The following is a 16,323-nucleotide window of genomic DNA, read 5'->3' as shown; positions in this document are numbered from 1 at the left end:
CTGCGGCCCTACACCAGCAACACAGAGCGGACCGCAGCCCTGGCAGACTTCCTCCACACCTACAACCACCACCGCTGCCACACCGCACTCGGCGGACACCCGCCCATCAACCGCGTCAACAACCCTGCGGGTCAATACAACTAGGGCGTGTTGCGAAAGTGGCGTCGTCCGCCCGGAGGGCGGGTCCGGCGGCGTCTGGTGCGTGCGATCGCACGGCGGAGGGTCGCCCCGATACTGGTGGTATCGGGGTGATCCCGACAACGCCGCGCGTGTGCGTGCCAGGCGCCGCCGGACAGACGGGACTTTCGAAACACGCCCGAGGGCGGGTAGCGAAAGTCCCGCCTGTCCGGCGTCCGGGCGGACGACGCCACTCCCGGAACACGCCCTGGCCGCCGGCGCCGACGGACCGCGCCCGGGGGCCCGCCCGGACGTGGACGACCGCCCCGTCCACCCGCCCCGCCACCCGGTACCCCTCGGCGAGCACGCGCCCCAGGGAGGGCACGCGGTCGGGGCCGTACGGCTTGCCCCGGGAGTCGTCGACGATCAGGGCGGGCGGGTGGCGGCGCAGTTCCTCGCGGAAGACGGGCCAGGCGCCCGGGACGGCGTACTTCTCGCCCACCCGGGGGCCGTCACGGCCGCCGCTGTAGTTGGTGAGCAGTCCGGCCGTGAGGTAGCGGGTCGCGGGGGTGCGGTCGGCCAGCCAGTACGTCTCGGGGTGTATCCCCCAGACGAGGACCCGCTCCCCGGGGGAGGTCCGCTCCCGCACCGCGTCCGCGAGCCGCCCCGCGTGCGCGAGGTCGGGGCGCGGCGCGAGCAGCCCCCAGGCCAGGAACACCGCGCACGAGCAGCCGGTGGCGACGAGCGCCCCCGCCGCCCGTGCGGGCGGCAGGCACCGCAGCGCGGCCGTGCCGAGCAGGGCCAGTGGCGGCATCAGCTGCAGGTAGTAGTGGCCGAAGAAGTGGAATCCGAGCAGGACCGCGGCCGCCGCCGACGCGAGCCACAGCCACAGGTCGCCCCGGGCCGCCCGCGGCGCGCGCAGCACGGCGGGGGCGATGCCCGCGCAGGCCACCGCGAGGAGCAGGGCGTTGACCAGGCCCCGGGCGAGCACGTGGAGTTCGGAGCCGGCGAACGTGGCGTACGCGCCCGAGCCCGTCACCGTCCAGAAGACGAAGCCCCGGGGAGTCGTGAGCAGGGCCGCCGCGAGGACCGGAACGCACAGCCCGGCGGCGAGCCGCGCCACGTCCCGCCGGGAGCCGCCGCGCCGCCAGAGCAGCCACGCCACCGGCAGGAGCACCGCCGCCCCCGTCTGCTTGGCGAGGAACGCGCAGGCCACCGCCGTGCCGGCCGCGCCCCACCGGCGGCGGTCGGCGCACCACATGGCGGCGGCCGTGCCCGGCAGCGTGAAGATCTCGAAGGTGGCCGCCTGGGTGTCCTCCGGATTGAGGCCGATCGAGATGAGGAGGTACACGACGCCCGCCGTGCGCCCGGCGCGGTCCCCCCAGCGGCGCCGCGCCAGCGAGGCCAGGAGCACCGCCGTCAGGAGCTGCGCGGCGGCGGCGAGCACCTTCGGCGCGAGCAGCGAGGAGTCGCCGAAGAGCGCGAGGGACCCCGCGTACAGCCAGGGGACGAGCGGCGGCTTGCGGTCGACGACCGTCTCGTAGAGCGTGCCGCCCTGCGCCAGCATCCGCGCCTGTACGGCGAGGTAGCCCTCGTCGGGGCTCCACAGCAGCCGGCGGAAGGAGGGCAGCCGGGTCACGCAGACCAGGGCGGCGAGCAGCGGGAGCAGCCGCGCCCAGTAGGCGCCCCGGCCAGGCGCGTGCGCGGCGGGCGGGCGTGCGGGACGTAAGGAGGTGGCGGGCGGCGCGGGCGTGCGGGGCAAGTCCCGCTACCGCCCGTCGCCGGTGTGCAGGCGGCTGTGCGAGCGCCCGTAGGCGAAGTAGACGACGATGCCGAGGACCATCCAGACGCCGAACCGCACCCACGTCTCCGCGGGCAGGTTGAGCATCAGCCACAGCGAGGCGAGGACGGACAGGACAGGGACGAACGGCACGAGCGGGGTGCGGAAGGCGCGCGGCAGGTCGGGGCGCTGCCTGCGGAGCAGGATGACGCCGAGGGCGACGACGACAAAGGCGAAGAGCGTGCCGATGTTGACCAGTTCGGCCAGTTCGTCGATGGAGGTGAAGCCGGCGACGACGGCCACGACCAGGCCGAGCAGGACCGTCGAGCGGTAGGGCGTGCCGAACTTCGGGTGCACCTTGGAGAAGGACTTCGGCAGCAGTCCGTCGCGGCTCATCGCGAAGAAGACACGGGTCTGGCCGAGCAGCAGGATCATGCAGACCGAGGTGAGGCCGACGGCCGCGCCGAAGCTGATGAGCCCCGCCCAGAAGGGGTGCCCGACGGCCTTGAAGGCGTCCGCGAGGGGCGCGTCGGTGGAGAGTTCGCTGTACTTCTGCATGCCGGTGACGACGACGGACACGGCGACGTACAGGAGCGTGCAGATGAGGAGCGAGCCGAGGATGCCGCGGGGGACGTCGCGCTGCGGGTTGCGGGTCTCCTCGGCGGCGGTGGCGACGATGTCGAAGCCGATGAACGCGAAGAACACCACGGCCGCGGCGGTGAAGACGCCCATCACGCCGAAGTGCGAGGGGGTGAAGCCGAAGAGGAGCTGGGCCAGCGGGGCGCTCATGCCGCCGCTGCCCTCGCTCGGCTCGGACGGCGGGAGGAACGGGTCGTAGTGGGACCCGGTGACGAAGAGGGCGCCGACGATGACGACCAGGAGCACCACGGTGACCTTGACGGCGACGATGACGTTGGTGACGCGCGAGGAGAGCTTCATCCCCGCGACCAGGATGCCGGTCAGGACGAGTACGAGGAGACTGGCCAGCAGGTCGAAGCCGAACGTCCCCCCGTGCGTCCCGCTCAGCGCCTGCGGCAGGTGCACGCCCGCGCTGTCCAGGAGCGAGCGCAGATAGCCCGACCAGCCGACCGCGACCACCGCGCAGCCGAGCGCCAGCTCCAGGATCAGGTCCCAGCCGATGATCCAGGCGGGGAACTCCCCGAGGGAGGCGTACGAGAAGGTGTACGCGGAGCCCGCCACCGGCACCGTCGAGGCGAACTCGGCGTAGCAGAGCGCCGCGAGCGCGCAGACGAGCCCGGCGAGGACGAAGGCCAGGGCCACCGAGGGGCCCGCCGTCTCCTTGGCGATCTTTCCGGTCAGGACGAAGATGCCGGTGCCGATGATGACACCGACGCCGAAGACCGTGAGGTCGAGGGCGGACAGCGACTTCTTGAGCGCGTGTTCCGGCTCCTCGGTGTCCCTGATGGACTGCTCGACGCTCTTCGTCCTGAAGAGGGTGCTGCTCACGGGCGTACCTCCCACGCTTGTCGTCCCCGACATGATCGAGAGAGCTTCTGCCCCGTACGCTCCGGCGCGGTCCCGTTCACGCGAATGGGCCGGTCCCACCACCCGTACAGGGTGTCGGGACCGGCCCATCGGCCGAACGCCTCGACGTCAGTCGCGGGCGGGCTCAACGGAGTCCACGCCGGTGGTCGAACGCTCGTACTTGCCGTCCAGCTTGGCGACGAGTCCGGTGACCTGGCGGGCGATGTCCGGCGCCGTCAGGCCGATCTCGGCCAGGATCTCCTTGCGCGACGCGTGGTCGAGGAAGCGCGGCGGGATGCCGAAGTCCCGCAGCGGCACGTCCACGCCGGCGTCCCGCAGCGCCTGGGCGATGGCGGAGCCGACGCCGCCCGCGCGGGAGTTGTCCTCGACGGTGACGACGACGCGGTGCCGGTCGGCCAGCGGCGCCATCGCCTCGTCGACCGGCTTGACCCAGCGCGGGTCGACCACGGTCGTGGTGATGCCCTGCTTGTCGAGCAGGTCCGCGATCTCCAGGCACATCGGGGCCAGCGCGCCCACGGAGACGAGGAGCACGTCGGGGCGGTCGCTGCCCGCCTCGCGGAGCACGTCCATCGAGCCGACCGTGCCGACGGCCTTGACGGCCGGGCCGACCGCGCCCTTGGAGTAGCGCACGACGGTCGGGGCGTCGTCGACGTCGACGGCCTCGCGGAGCTGGAGGCGGACCTGGTCGGCGTCGCGCGGGGCGGCGATCCGCACACCGGGCACGCACTGCAGGATCGACATGTCCCACATGCCGTTGTGCGAGGCGCCGTCGGTGCCGGTGACGCCCGCGCGGTCGAGGACGAAGGTGACGCCGCACTTGTGCAGGGCCACGTCCATCAGGAGCTGGTCGAAGGCGCGGTTGAGGAAGGTCGCGTAGACCGCGAAGACGGGGTGCAGGCCGCCGGTGGCGAGGCCCGCCGCCGACACGGCCGCGTGCTGCTCGGCGATGCCGACGTCGTAGACGCGGTCGGGGAACTCGTCGGCGAACCTCTTCAGGCCCACCGGCTGGAGCATGGCCGCGGTGATGGCGACGATGTCGTCGCGCTCACGGGCCAGCTTGACCATCTCCTCGCCGAACACGGACGTCCAGTCCATGCCGGAGGCGGCGATGGGCAGGCCGGTGTCGGGGTGGATCGGGCCGATGCCGTGGAAGTGGTCGGCCTCGTCCTCCTCCGCGGGCTGGTAGCCCCGGCCCTTCTCGGTGAGGCAGTGCACGATGACCGGGCCGCCGAAGCGCTTGGCGCGCGTCAGGGCGGACTCCAGGGCCTCGATGTCGTGGCCGTCGATCGGGCCCACGTACTTCAGGCCGAGGTCCTCGAACATGCCCTGCGGGGCGATGAAGTCCTTCAGGCCCTTCTTGGCGCCGTGCAGCGTTTCGTAGAGCGGCCTGCCGACGACCGGCGTCCGCTCCAGGATGTCCTTGCCGCGGGCCAGGAAGCGCTCGTAGCCGTCGGTCGTGCGCAGGGTCGCCAGGTGGTTGGCGAGGCCGCCGATCGTGGGCGCGTAGGATCGCTCGTTGTCGTTGACGACGATCACCAGGGGGCGGTCCTTGGCGGCGGCGATGTTGTTCAGCGCCTCCCAGGCCATGCCGCCGGTGAGCGCGCCGTCACCGATGACCGCGACGACATGGTCGTCCTTGCGGCGCACCTCGTTCGCCTTGGCCAGGCCGTCGGCCCAGCCGAGGACCGTGGAGGCGTGGCTGTTCTCGATCACGTCGTGCTCGGACTCGGCGCGCGAGGGGTAGCCGGACAGGCCGCCCTTGCTGCGCAGCCCGTCGAAGTCCTGGCGGCCGGTGAGCAGCTTGTGCACGTAGCTCTGGTGGCCGGTGTCGAAGAGGACCTTGTCCTTGGGCGAGTCGAAGACGCGGTGCAGGGCGATCGTGAGCTCGACCACCCCCAGGTTGGGGCCGAGGTGGCCACCGGTCTTCGCGACCGCTTCGACGAGGAAGCTGCGGATCTCTCCGGCCAGCTGGTTCAGCTCCTCGGGACTGAGCCGGTCCAGATCGCGCGGTCCCGTGATGCGGTTCAGCAGCGGCACCCGTGCCTCCTTGCTAGAGCTGAGATGTGCTGTTCGAGCGTTGGCGGGACCCCCGAGTCTAATGTTCCGCCGCGGGCCCCGGCGTCCGGGAGGTGGGTTCCCGGTCACTCGGACAGGCGAAATCCCCGCGCCCGTGGAGGGACGCGGGGATCAGCGCCCCGGCAGGAGGGGCTAGGCCCGCCCTGCGGACTTCTGGGTACGCCGCGAGACGGAGTCGATGACCACCGCGGCGAGCAGCACCGCACCGGTGATCATGTACTGGATCTCACTCGCCATGCCGAGCAGGTTGAGCCCCTGCTGGATGGACTGGATCACCAGCATGCCCAGCAGCGCGGACCACACCTTGCCCCGGCCGCCGAAGAGGCTCGTACCGCCGATGACGGCGGCGGCGATGACCATCATCAGCGTGTTGCCGCCGCCGAGGCTCTTCGTGGCGCCACCGGAGAGGCTGGCGATGAAGAGGCCGCCGAAGGCCGCGAGCATGCCGGAGATGGCGAAGACGGTGATGCGGATGCGGTCGACGTTGATGCCCGCGCGCCGCGCCGCCTCGGCGTTGCCGCCGACCGCGAAGACCTGGCGCCCGAAGGTGGTGCGCCGCGCGACGAAGTCCGCGATCACCAGGACGGCGAGGAAGAGGACCAGCGCCAGCGGGAGGCCGCGCGCGCCGGAGGGCTCGTTCAGCTCGTACGCGGCGCCGCCCGCGAGGACGGCGACGACGGCCGTGCGGAGCACGATCTCGCTGACCGGGCGCGAGGGCAGCCCGGCGGTCTTGCGGCGCTTGGCGTCGAGCAGCAGGGAACCCGCGTACGCGAGGATCGCGACGGCGGCCAGACCGTACGCGGCGCCCTTCTCGGCGAAGAAGTGGCCGGTCAGGTCCTCGACGACACTGCCCTCAGGGGTGTTGATGCTCCCCTCGCCGCCCATGAGCCAGATCTGCAGGCCGCTCCAGCCGAGGAAGCCGGCCAGGGTGACCACGAAGGCGGGCACGCCGATCTTGGCGAAGAAGAAGCCGTGGACGGCGCCGATGACCATGCCGGAGGCGATGGCGATGAGCACCGCGAGCCAGTCGTTCAGGCCGTGGGTGACGCTCAGCACGGCCCAGACCGCCGCGCCCATGCCGGCCACCGAGCCGACCGAGAGGTCGATCTCGCCGAGCAGCAGGACGAAGACGATGCCGACGGCCATGATGCCGAGGCCGGAGGTGAAGACCGCGATGTTCGCGAGGCTGCTCGCGTCCAGGAAGTGGTCGTTCTTCAGCTGGAAGATGATCGCGATGACGATCAGACCGACGACGACGGGCAGCGAGCCGAGCTCACCGCCGCGCAGCTTCCGCTTGAACTCGGTCAGGTAGCCGGCGAGGCCCTCCTCGCGCACGAGCAGGCGCGGGTCGACGGCGGGGACGGGGGCGGCCGAGGCGGGCGCTTCGGTCGCCGAGTCCTTGCGGGGGGTCTTGGCGAGGTCGCTCACTTCGCGTCCTCCTTCGGTGCCGTGGCCGTGCGCGCCTTGCGGCGGGTCACGGCGTTGTCCGTGGCGCCCGTGATGGCGGCGATGATCTCTTCGTTGGTGGTGTCCGCGACGGAGAAGGTTCCGTTGTTGCGGCCGAGCCGCAGCACGGCGACCTTGTCCGCGACGGCCTTCACGTCGGCCATGTTGTGGCTGATGAGGATCACGCCGTGGCCGCGCTCGCGCAGCCGCTCCACCAGGTCGAGGACCTGGGCGGTCTGCTCGACGCCGAGGGCGGCGGTGGGCTCGTCGAGGATGACGACCTTGGGGTCGCCGACCAGCGCGCGGGCGATGGCGACGACCTGGCGCTGACCGCCGGAGAGCGCCGCGACCGGGATGCGGACGCTGGGGATGCGGATGGAGAGCGTGTCGAGGAGTTCCCTGGCCCGCTTCTCCATCTTGATCTCGTCGAGGACGGAGGCGCTCTTCAGCTCGCTGCCGAGGAAGAGGTTGGCGACGACGTCGAGGTTGTCGCAGAGGGCGAGGTCCTGGTAGACGGTGGCCACGCCGAGGTTCTGGGCGTCGTGCGGCCGGCCGATGCGGACGCTCCTGCCCTCCCACTCGATGGTGCCGTCGTCGATCGGGTGGACGCCCGAGATCGTCTTGACGAGCGTGGACTTTCCGGCGCCGTTGTCGCCGACGAGGGCGACCACCTCACCGGTGTGGATTTCGAGGTCAACGTCCGTGAGCGCCTGGACGGCGCCGAACCGCTTGGAGACCCCGCGCAACGCCAGCACGGGCGTAGCGGACACGTGAATCATCTCCTTCGCCGCCTGACCGGCGGGGATGGTGGTGCAGCAAGAGCTGTGCGGAACAAGGTGCGGTACGCACAGGGAGCTGTGCGAGAGGGGAGTCCGGTGCCCGCCCCCCGGCTGCGGGGCGGTGTGTTCGGGACGGGCACCGGACCGGTACCGATGGCCTGCGGGGCACGTGGTGCCCGCGGCGTCCGCGGCTACTTGATGCCCGCGGCGGCGCACGCCTTCTTGTACTGGGCGGTGCAGATCTCGCTGACCTTGTAGACCTTGTCCTTGACGATCGTGTCGGCGACCTCGTCCTTGGTGATCGCCTGGGCGTCGTACAGCTTCGCGGGGATGCCCTTGAAGTCGCCGCTGAGGGAGTCGACCTTGCGGTCCACGATCGAGTCGATGCTCTTGCCCTTGAGCAGGTTCACCGCGATCTCGGCGGTGGTCTCCGCCTCCGGCTTGATCTGCTTGTAGATCGTGTAGTCCTGGTCGCCGCTCAGCAGGCGCTGGACGCCCGCGAGCTCGGCGTCCTGGCCGCCGACCGGGACGTCGATGCCGCGCTGCTTGAGGGCGGTGATCGCGCCGCCCGCCATGCCGTCGTTGGCGGCGTAGACGCCCTGGATGCCGTCCTTGCCGAGCTTGTCGATCGCGGAGGACATCTTCTTGTTCGCCTCGTCGGGCGACCAGTCCGGGATGTCCTGCTCGTACGCGATCTTCTTGACCTGCTTGTCGAGCACCGAGTGGGCGCCCTTCTTGAAGAAGGGGGCGTTCGGGTCGGTCGGCGAGCCGTTGATCATGACGATGTTGGCGTCCTTGGCGTCGGAGCCGAGCGCCTTGACCATGGCCCCGCCCTGCAGGCGGCCGATCTTCTCGTTGTCGTAGCTCACGTACGCGGCGAGCGGGCCCTCGGCGAGGCGGTCGTACGCGACGACCTTGACGCCCTGCTTCTCGGCCTGCTTGACCCACGACTTGGTCGACTTGTAGTCCACCGCGTCGAGGATGATCACCTTGACGCCCTGGGTGACCAGCGCCTCGAACTGCTTCTTCTGCGTCTCGATGTCCTGAGCCGCGTTGTTGTACTTGACCTCGCAGTCCGAGCAGAGTTCCTCGATCTTCGCCTCCATGATGGGGCGGTCGAAGGTCTCGTAGCGCGTGGTCTTGTTCTCGGGGAGCAGGAGACCGATGGTCTTGCCGTCGCCGGCGTCGCTGCCCTTGTCGTCACCGTCTCCGGCCTTGCCGCAGGCGGTCATGGCCAGTGCCATCGAAACCGCCGCGGTGCCTATGACGACGCGACGCGTCATTGCGTTCATGTGGGGTGCCTCCCTGACGAGGCCGCGTCGTTGCGGCCGAGGTGGCTCGAAGTCAACTCGGCCGCCACACCAGCGTCAAGGAGTAAATCCTTAACGAGATGACAACGGTGCCATGCGTTATCTAAGTGAAGGCAGGTGCACCGGCGGGCAGCGTGCCGTCCAAAAGGGTTGAATCACCCATCTCGCTGAGTGCGAGGGCGAGCGCGCCCAGCACCTCCGCGCGTCCGCCGAGGGCACCCGGCAGGACCGAGAGCTGCCGCGCCGCGCTCGGGATCGCGTACCGCCCCACGGACTCCCTGATGGGCCCGAGTACCAGCTCACCGGCCTCGGCGAGGTCGCCGCCGAGCACCACGCGGGAGGGGTTGAGGAGGTTGCAGAGGTTGGCCACGCCGCTGCCGATGTGCCGCCCCACGTCCGCGACCACCCGTCGGCACCCGGGGTCGCCGCCGCGCGCGAGGCCGACCACGCGCTCCATGGTCAGATCCGTGCCGTGGGAGGACTGGAGCAGCGGGAGCACGTACCGGGCGGCGGCGAACGTCTCCAGGCAGCCGCGGTTGCCGCAGCGGCAGACCGGGCCCGACTCGTCCAGGGTGATGTGCCCGATCTCCCCCGCCGTGCCGCCGGGCCCGCGGTAGATCTGCCCGCTGATCACGAGCCCCGCGCCGACGCCGCTCGCGACCTTGATGTACGCCAGGTCCCGCACCCCGCGGCCACTGCCCCAGACCAGCTCGCCGAGGGCGCCCAGGTTGGCGTCGTTGTCCACGTGCACCGGCACGCCGAGGCGGGCGGCCAGCTCCTCGGCGGGCTTCGCGCCGGTCCAGCCCGGCAGGATCGAGGTCGAGCCGAGCGTCCCCGACTCCACGTCGATGGGGCCCGGCACGCCGAGCCCGACCCCCGCGATCTTCTCCCGGTCCACGCCGGTGGCCTCGATCAGCCTGCTGACGAGCTGCTCGGCCCGGTCGAAGCCCTGCGCGGCCGACGCGTCCACGTCCAGCGGCTCGGACTCCTCGGCGAGCACCTGGTGGGCGAGGTTGCCGACCGCCACGCGCAGGTGCGTATGGCCGAAGTCGACGCCGATGACGATGCCCGCGTCCCCGCTGAGCGAGACGCTGCGGGCCCGCCTGCCGCCCGCCGAGGTGGGCGTGACCTCGACGGTTCCCCCGTCCTTCAGCTCGCGGACGATGTTGGAGACCGTCGCGGCCGACAGGCCCGTCGCTCTCGCGATCTCCGCCTGCGTGAGCGATCCGGCGAGCCGCACGGCACGTACGACACGCTCCAGATTGGCCCGGTGCAGAGAGGACTGCGACCCCGGAGTCTCCATTGACTCATCCACCCTTTGCCCTATTCCGGGCGGCCCCGAAGCCACCCGTGACGCCGGCCCCGGAACGGGAACCAGGCCATGTACAAGTTGTGAACTCCAAACTCTGCTGTAGGAGATGCCGCAGTCAAGTCCTTGACGGAGATCCGGCCTGGGCGACCTCACCGCCCCCGCGGCCCGGCCACCGGACGCACCAGCTCCGCTCGGCCGCCCGGCAGGCCGTGCCGCGCGCCCCGGCGGGCAGCGCGCCGGGGCGCCGACGTGTGCGAGAGGTGTCGGAACCGGCCGACCTCGCCGATACCCGGGCGCCCGGGGCCGTCGTTCCCTACGGTGGCGGGCGGTTCGTCGGAGGCGTCTACGGCCCGTCAGATCCGGGAACACCGGTGACGGGGCCGGGGACGCGGCGGGAGAGGGGGACGCGGTGGAACGACTGACGGCGGCCGATCCGACCGAGGTCGGGCGGTACCGCACGATCGCGGAGCTGGGCCGGGGCGGCATGGGGCGGGTCCTGCTGAGCAGCGCCCCCGACGGGCGGCTCGTCGCGCTGAAGCAGGTGCACACGCAGCTCGTGGCGGACGACGGCTTCCGGGCCCGGTTCCGCCGCGAGGTGGCGGCGTCCCGCAAGGTGTCGGGCGTGCACACCTCGGCGGTGATCGACGCCGACGCGGACGCGGCCGAGCCCTGGCTGACGTCGGAGTTCGTGCCGGGCCCCTCGCTCCAGGAGGCGGTGGCGGCCGTCGGCGCACTGCCGGAGGAGGCCGTGCTGCGCATCGCCGGGGGGCTCGCGTCCGCCCTGGCCGACATCCACCGGGCGGGCCTGGTGCACCGTGACCTGAAGCCCTCGAACGTCCTGCTCGCCGACGACGGGCCCCGCGTCATCGACTTCGGCATCGCGCGGGCGGCCGACGGCGAGGACGGCACCGAACTGACCACCACGGGGTGGCTGGTCGGCTCCCCCGGCTTCATGTCCCCCGAACAGGCCGAGGGCCTGCCGTCCGGCCCGGCCGGCGATGTGTTCTCCCTGGGCGCGGTGCTGGTCATGGCGTGTACGGGCAGGAGCCCGTTCGCGGGCCCCGGCGTGCCGCAGACCCTCTACAACGTCGTGCACACCGAACCCGACCTCTCCGGCCTGCCCGCGACGGTCCGCCCCCTCGTGGCGCGCTGCCTGGCCAAGGACCCCGAGGAGCGGCCGACGCCCGCCCGGCTCCTCGCGGAGATCGGCCGCCTTACGCCGTCGGCGCGCCCCTGGCCGGCCGAGGTGCACGAGCTGATCGCGGCCCAGCAGGAGGAAATCGTGCGCCTGCGCGCGGAGTTGGCGGGCCGCACGGACGACCGCGGCGCCGGGGCGGCCGTCGTCATCGAGGGCCCGCCCGCCCAGACGCCGCCCGTCGAGACGCCGCCCACCGAGACCACCGAGACGCCGCCCGCGCGGCGGACATCGCCGCGCGCCCTCGCCGTCGCCGCGGTGGCCGCCGTCGCGGTCGGCGCGCTGACCGCGACGGCCGTTCACACCCTGAACACGGGACCTGAGGGCGGCTCCCGTACCACCGACACCCGCCCGCGGGTCACCCCGACGGCCGTCCGGTCGCCCACCGCACCGGCCACGAAGGCCGCGCGCCCCTCGGCCGTCGGGACGCGGGAGCCGACCCCCGCGCCGACCACGCCCCGCGCCGAACCCACCCCGGCCCCCGAGCCCACCCGGCGGGTCCCGACGGCGGCAAGGGCGCGGCCGAGCACCCGGCCCGCGGCCATCGCCGACTGCGGCGGGCAGGCCCTCGACAGGCCCGCCTCGCTCCTCGTGGCCTGCGGCGACGGCGGGGCCGGGCTCGACTCCCTGACGTGGTCCGGCTGGGGCACGCCCACCGCCCGCGCCACCGGCCGGGGCTGGGAGCGGGTCTGCACCCCGAGCTGCGCCGAGGGCCGTGCGGCCCGGTACCCGGTGACGGTGACGGTCTCCGGCCTCGCGGCGGGCCGCTACACGGTCATGCGGGTCGACGCCCCACAGGCCCCGGGCGGCTCGGCCGCTTACACGCTCGACGCGTACGGGCCGACGCGACGGGGGTGACGCCGCGGGACGAGCCGCTCAGAGCCTGCGCCCCGGCCCCGGCCGGACGGCTCTCAGGTCCCCCACGCCGTGAACGCGCCCCAGTGCACGGCCGACGCGAAGGGCCGCTCGTCCCCCGCCCTCCCCTGCCCCGCGTACCGCCCGCACAGCTCCGCGAGGTGCGGGTGGGCCCGGGTGTACCGGGTCAGCTCGTCCCGGGTGAGCCCGCGCAGCCAGCGGCGCGACCGGCGCAACGCCGGTACGGGGGCGTGGGCGTGGGAGAGGAGTTCGTGGAAGCGGGTCATCAGGAAGGCGGTCGCCAGGTCGTCCACCTGCCACAGGCTGGTCACCGCGCACGCCGCCCCCGCCTGGAGGAACCCGGCGGGGAGTCCGAGGAACTGGTCGGGGGCCTCGATGATGCCGTAGTGACCCGACTGGCAGGCGCTGGCCACCGCGAGGCGGCACGCGGGGAGCTGGTGCCGTACGAGGGTGTCCATGTCCAGGTGGCCGTCGGCGAGCGCCAGGGAGGCCCCCCGCCCCTCGGAGCCCGCGCTGCCGTGGCAGCTCAGGTGCAGGTACGACGCATCGGCGAGGTGCCCGAGCAGCCAGCCGACCGTCGCCTCCGCCCCCACGGCACCGCGGATCTCGCCCCGCCCCGCGAACAGCGCGGCGATCTCGGCGCGTTCGCTGCGGCTGCCGGGCAGCGAGCCGTCCGGGTCGGTGACGGTCACCAGGCACGGCGCCGTCGGGGGGCGCCCGGCCCGCGCGCGGGACGCGGCGTGGACGGCCGCGGAGGGGGCGAGGGTGAGGGTGCCCGCGTCGTCGAGCACGCGCCGTGCCCCGCCCGGTCCGGGGCCAAGCGGCACGGCGTGCAGGGGCACCAGGCCGAGCAGCCCGGTCGGCACGGCGACCGCCTCGTGCCGTGCGTCTGCCGCGAGGAGGTCGGCGAGCGGGCGCACCAGCGGTTCGAGGGCGTCCAGGCGCTCCAGGGTGGCCGGAAGCTGCCGGCGGCGCCGGAGCCTGGTGGCCTGCTGCACGAGCCACAGGCCCGCGCTCTCGTCCTCCGGGTCCACGACGAGGAGGTGGAGGAGGGTGACGCTGCTGACCTCGGGGACGTGCACGGCCCGTACGGTCGGCCCGTCGCCGTCGCCGCCACCGTCGCCCCCGTCGCCCCCGTCGTCGCCGGGGACGACGAGGACGTAGCTCCCCCAGGGCGCGTTCACCAGATACGCGAGCGGCACCCCGCCCGCGGCCCTGACGATGTCGCGCACCTCCGTCGTGCGCAGGAAGTCCTCGAAGCCCGGGATCGCCCGGATCTCCTCGACCACCGTGCGCAGGGCGCGTTCGGCGGCCGCCTGCTCGCGGGCCCCCGGGCCGATCGGGCCGTGCGCCATCGCGGACGGCTCGGTGACCGATGAGCGGTACCGGGCCCGGGCCCGGGTGTAGCGGCGGGCCAGGACGGGGTCGACGCCTTCGAGTTCCGTCAGCTCCGCCGCCCCGCGTCCGGCCACGGCCGAGAGCTCGCAGGCGAGGCCGCGCTCCAGGGCCTCCACCGCGCGCTCGGGGCGGCCCGCGCGCGCCAGCAGGTAGGCGGTCCAGCGGGCGAGCCGGTCCACCTGCACGAGGACGCCGCGGCGGCTCTCGACGGTGACCTGGGCGTCGTAGAGCGCGCTCGCGGCGGTGAGCATGTCCGCCGCGACGTCGGCCGCCTCCGTCCAGCGCTCGGCGCCGGCGAGGGAGTCGATCAGCTCCCGGGCGACGCTCAGGTGCAGGGAGGGCGCGACCGTGGGCGGCGCGGCGGCGAGGGCCGCCTGCCGCAGCCGGACGCTCTCGGGGTTGTCGTGGCCGTCGATGAGGTCGCAGGCGCGGGCGAGGAGCCAGGTGATGCGGCCGGTGTTGAGCAGGCCGGGGCGGACGGTGGACAGGTGGAGCGCGGCGGTCGCCGCCGCCCGCGCGCCGTGGGCGTCCGGCGGCTCGCGTCGCAGCAGGAGGTCGGCGAGGTTGATCTGCGCCTGTGACCACAGGGCGGGGTCGTCGCCGGGCGCGAGGTGGTGCAGCGTGTCGCGGTAGCACTGCTCCGCCTCCCGGAGGTCGCCGGGTTCGGCGCGGCGGTGGAGCAGCAGTCCGAGGTTGACCATGGAGTAGGACCAGTTGACCGCGGAGCGCTCGGGGGAGCGCTCCGCCAGGCCCGCCCTGATGCGGTCGATGCCGAGGGTGAGGTCCGCGGCCCCGCCGCCGGGGCGCTCCGAGAGCAGCAGTCCGTAGTTGGTCTGGATACGGGCCCAGAACTCGGGGTGTTCGCTCCGGTCGAGCCCGCTCGCGCGCGCCAGGAGGCCGCGGGCGGTCTCCCACACCTCCAGGCGGTCGCCGTCGTCGCGGGCGTAGTGCGCGCTGGCGAGGTTGTTGGCCGTCCGCACCCACTCCAGGGAGCCCTCGGGCGACCGGGACAGGGCGTGTTCGAGGAGCCGGTACGCCTCGGCGAGGTCGGTGTCGGCCCCGGAGTGGACGGCGCGCACGAGGCGTTCGCCGAGCAGGGCGGCCAGCTCGGTCTCCCTGTCCTCCTGGCCGAGGTCGGCCGCGAGCGCCAGGGCCTCGCGGGCCACGGCGATGCCCTCGGGGCCCTCGGTGCGGAAGGCGCGCTCGTACAGCTCGTCGAGGCGGGTGCGCAGATCGCCGCCGAACCGGCTCAGGGACGCGAAGTAGCGGCGTGTCGCCTCGTGCGGCGGCGTGTGGCCGTCGCACAGCTCGTCCAGGAGCCGCTGGCGTCCGCGCAGGACCGGTTCGAGGGGCGTGCCCGCGGCGGCGCGCAGCTCCGCACGGCCGGCGTCGCGCACCTTGGTGCCGCGGGTCAGGTCGGGCTCCGTGCGCAGGAGTTCGTCGAACGCGTCGGGCGGGCTCGACAGGACGGCGTACAGCAGCCGGTTCACGCGGGCGTCCTCACGGTCGGCCGCGAGGTAGTGGAGGAACGTCCCGTAGTTGTCGACCGTCGGCTGTCCTTCGGGGGCCAGCTCCGCGCACGCGGACGCGGTGTCCGCCAGGTCGCGTTCGAGGTCGCGGGCCAGGACGACCGGCAGCAGTCTGCGGGGCAGCGGGATCACCTGCCCGGTGAAGACGTTCTCCCGGAAGGCCCCGGCCCGCTCCGCCTCTTCGAGGACGGGCAGCGCCGCCCGGGACGGATCGCCCCGCAGCTCCTCGACGGAGAGGCCGAGCAGCAGCGGCGCCGCCTCGCCGGGGCGCAGGACGAGCAGCGGGGCGCCGATGTCCGTGCCCTCCCCGCAGCCGGGGCACCGCACCCACGCGAGGCTCCTGGCCGGCGGGGTCAGGACGTCGCCCCGCTCGCGGGCGTCGACGACGCGCCACACCGGGGCCGCGCACCGGCGGCCGCACTTCTCGCAGCGCCACGCGTACGACGCCCTCGCCGATACCGCCACGGTGCCCCCGCTCCCCCGGCCGCCCCGCCGGTCACTTGCCGCCGGTGAGCCGCGAGAGCAGGGCCGTGAAGACCCGCCCCAGGGCGGCGTCCCGCATGGCCCGCTTGTGGATGGTGAAGCTCCACCTGCCGCGGGTGTCCCGCTTGACGGCGACCTCGGTCTGCAGGAGCACCACGACCAGGACGGTGACGGAGAGCGAGACGGGGTCGACGCGCTCCATGGGTGAGCGCACGTACTCCACGGCCTCGGCGACCGTGCGCGCCATGTCCTCGTCCAGGGACGCCGCGTACTCCAGGGTGGCGCGCGCCAGCTCCCCGTCGGTGGCCCGCGGCCGGTCCGGCGGCAGATACGCCGCGAGGTCCCCCGCGGCCACCGCCCCGGCCGGCTCGGCACCGTCCCAGGCGCACCGGCTCGCCTCCGCCAGGAGACCCCGCTCCTCCACCACGAGGGCGAGGGCCCGGACGGCGCTCTCCTCGGAGAGCGCCCCTACCTCTTGCTCCAGCTGAACTCGGCTCGACATAAAGCCAATTCTGT

9 protein-coding genes and 2 pseudogenes are annotated in these 16,323 nt (G+C 73.3%); 2 read left to right on the top strand and 9 right to left on the bottom strand.

Annotated elements, in window-relative coordinates:
* A pseudogene (locus AB0I16_RS03120) lies at window positions 1-144 on the top strand (IS481 family transposase); the annotation flags it as partial.
* 280 nt (window positions 145-424) lie between these two features.
* On the opposite strand, the pseudogene AB0I16_RS03115 reads toward AB0I16_RS03120, so the two are convergent.
* From AB0I16_RS03115 to AB0I16_RS03085, 7 genes and pseudogenes are all read right to left on the bottom strand, one after another.
* Window positions 425-1,879: pseudogene (locus AB0I16_RS03115) on the bottom strand (glycosyltransferase family 39 protein); the annotation flags it as partial.
* Between the two features lie 6 nt (window positions 1,880-1,885).
* Complete coding sequence (locus AB0I16_RS03110) at window positions 1,886-3,397, bottom strand: amino acid permease (RefSeq protein ID WP_363247550.1); 1,512 nt, start codon at window positions 3,395-3,397, stop codon at window positions 1,886-1,888.
* A 114-nt stretch (window positions 3,398-3,511) separates the two neighbouring features.
* Window positions 3,512-5,440 (bottom strand): 1-deoxy-D-xylulose-5-phosphate synthase, encoded by a 1,929-nt coding sequence (gene dxs / locus AB0I16_RS03105; RefSeq protein WP_363247549.1) that lies wholly within the window; start codon window positions 5,438-5,440, stop codon window positions 3,512-3,514.
* 171 nt (window positions 5,441-5,611) lie between these two features.
* The gene (locus AB0I16_RS03100) at window positions 5,612-6,907 is read right to left on the bottom strand and encodes a sugar ABC transporter permease (RefSeq protein ID WP_363247548.1); all 1,296 of its coding nucleotides are present in this window, start codon (window positions 6,905-6,907) and stop codon (window positions 5,612-5,614) included.
* Window positions 6,904-7,704, bottom strand: coding sequence for an ATP-binding cassette domain-containing protein (locus tag AB0I16_RS03095; RefSeq protein ID WP_363247547.1), 801 nt, complete (start codon window positions 7,702-7,704; stop codon window positions 6,904-6,906). The genes AB0I16_RS03100 and AB0I16_RS03095 overlap by 4 nt, the downstream gene beginning before the upstream one ends.
* 191 nt (window positions 7,705-7,895) lie before the next feature.
* Window positions 7,896-8,987: a substrate-binding domain-containing protein gene (locus AB0I16_RS03090; RefSeq protein ID WP_363247575.1), complete on the bottom strand. Its 1,092-nt coding sequence runs from the start codon at window positions 8,985-8,987 to the stop codon at window positions 7,896-7,898.
* Window positions 8,988-9,117: 130 nt separating this feature from the next.
* A complete protein-coding gene (locus tag AB0I16_RS03085; protein WP_363247546.1) occupies window positions 9,118-10,317 on the bottom strand; it encodes an ROK family transcriptional regulator in 1,200 nt (399 codons plus the stop codon).
* Window positions 10,318-10,735: 418 nt separating this feature from the next.
* Between AB0I16_RS03085 and AB0I16_RS03080 the strand changes: the two genes are divergently transcribed.
* Entirely contained in the window at window positions 10,736-12,379 is a 1,644-nt protein-coding gene (locus AB0I16_RS03080; protein ID WP_363247545.1) for a protein kinase, read from the top strand.
* 53 nt (window positions 12,380-12,432) lie between these two features.
* On the opposite strand, the gene AB0I16_RS03075 is transcribed toward AB0I16_RS03080, so the two are convergent.
* Both AB0I16_RS03075 and AB0I16_RS03070 read right to left on the bottom strand, forming a co-directional pair.
* Window positions 12,433-15,789 (bottom strand): CHAT domain-containing protein, encoded by a 3,357-nt coding sequence (locus AB0I16_RS03075; RefSeq protein WP_363247544.1) that lies wholly within the window; start codon window positions 15,787-15,789, stop codon window positions 12,433-12,435.
* A 31-nt stretch (window positions 15,790-15,820) separates the two neighbouring features.
* The gene (locus AB0I16_RS03070; RefSeq protein ID WP_363247543.1) at window positions 15,821-16,309 is read right to left on the bottom strand and encodes a hypothetical protein; all 489 of its coding nucleotides are present in this window, start codon (window positions 16,307-16,309) and stop codon (window positions 15,821-15,823) included.
* Window positions 16,310-16,323 lie beyond the last annotated feature (14 nt).

This window comes from Streptomyces sp. NPDC050703 (assembly GCF_040654435.1).
GTDB lineage: Bacteria > Actinomycetota > Actinomycetes > Streptomycetales > Streptomycetaceae > Streptomyces.
This window is presented reverse-complemented; position numbering and strand designations above follow the sequence as displayed.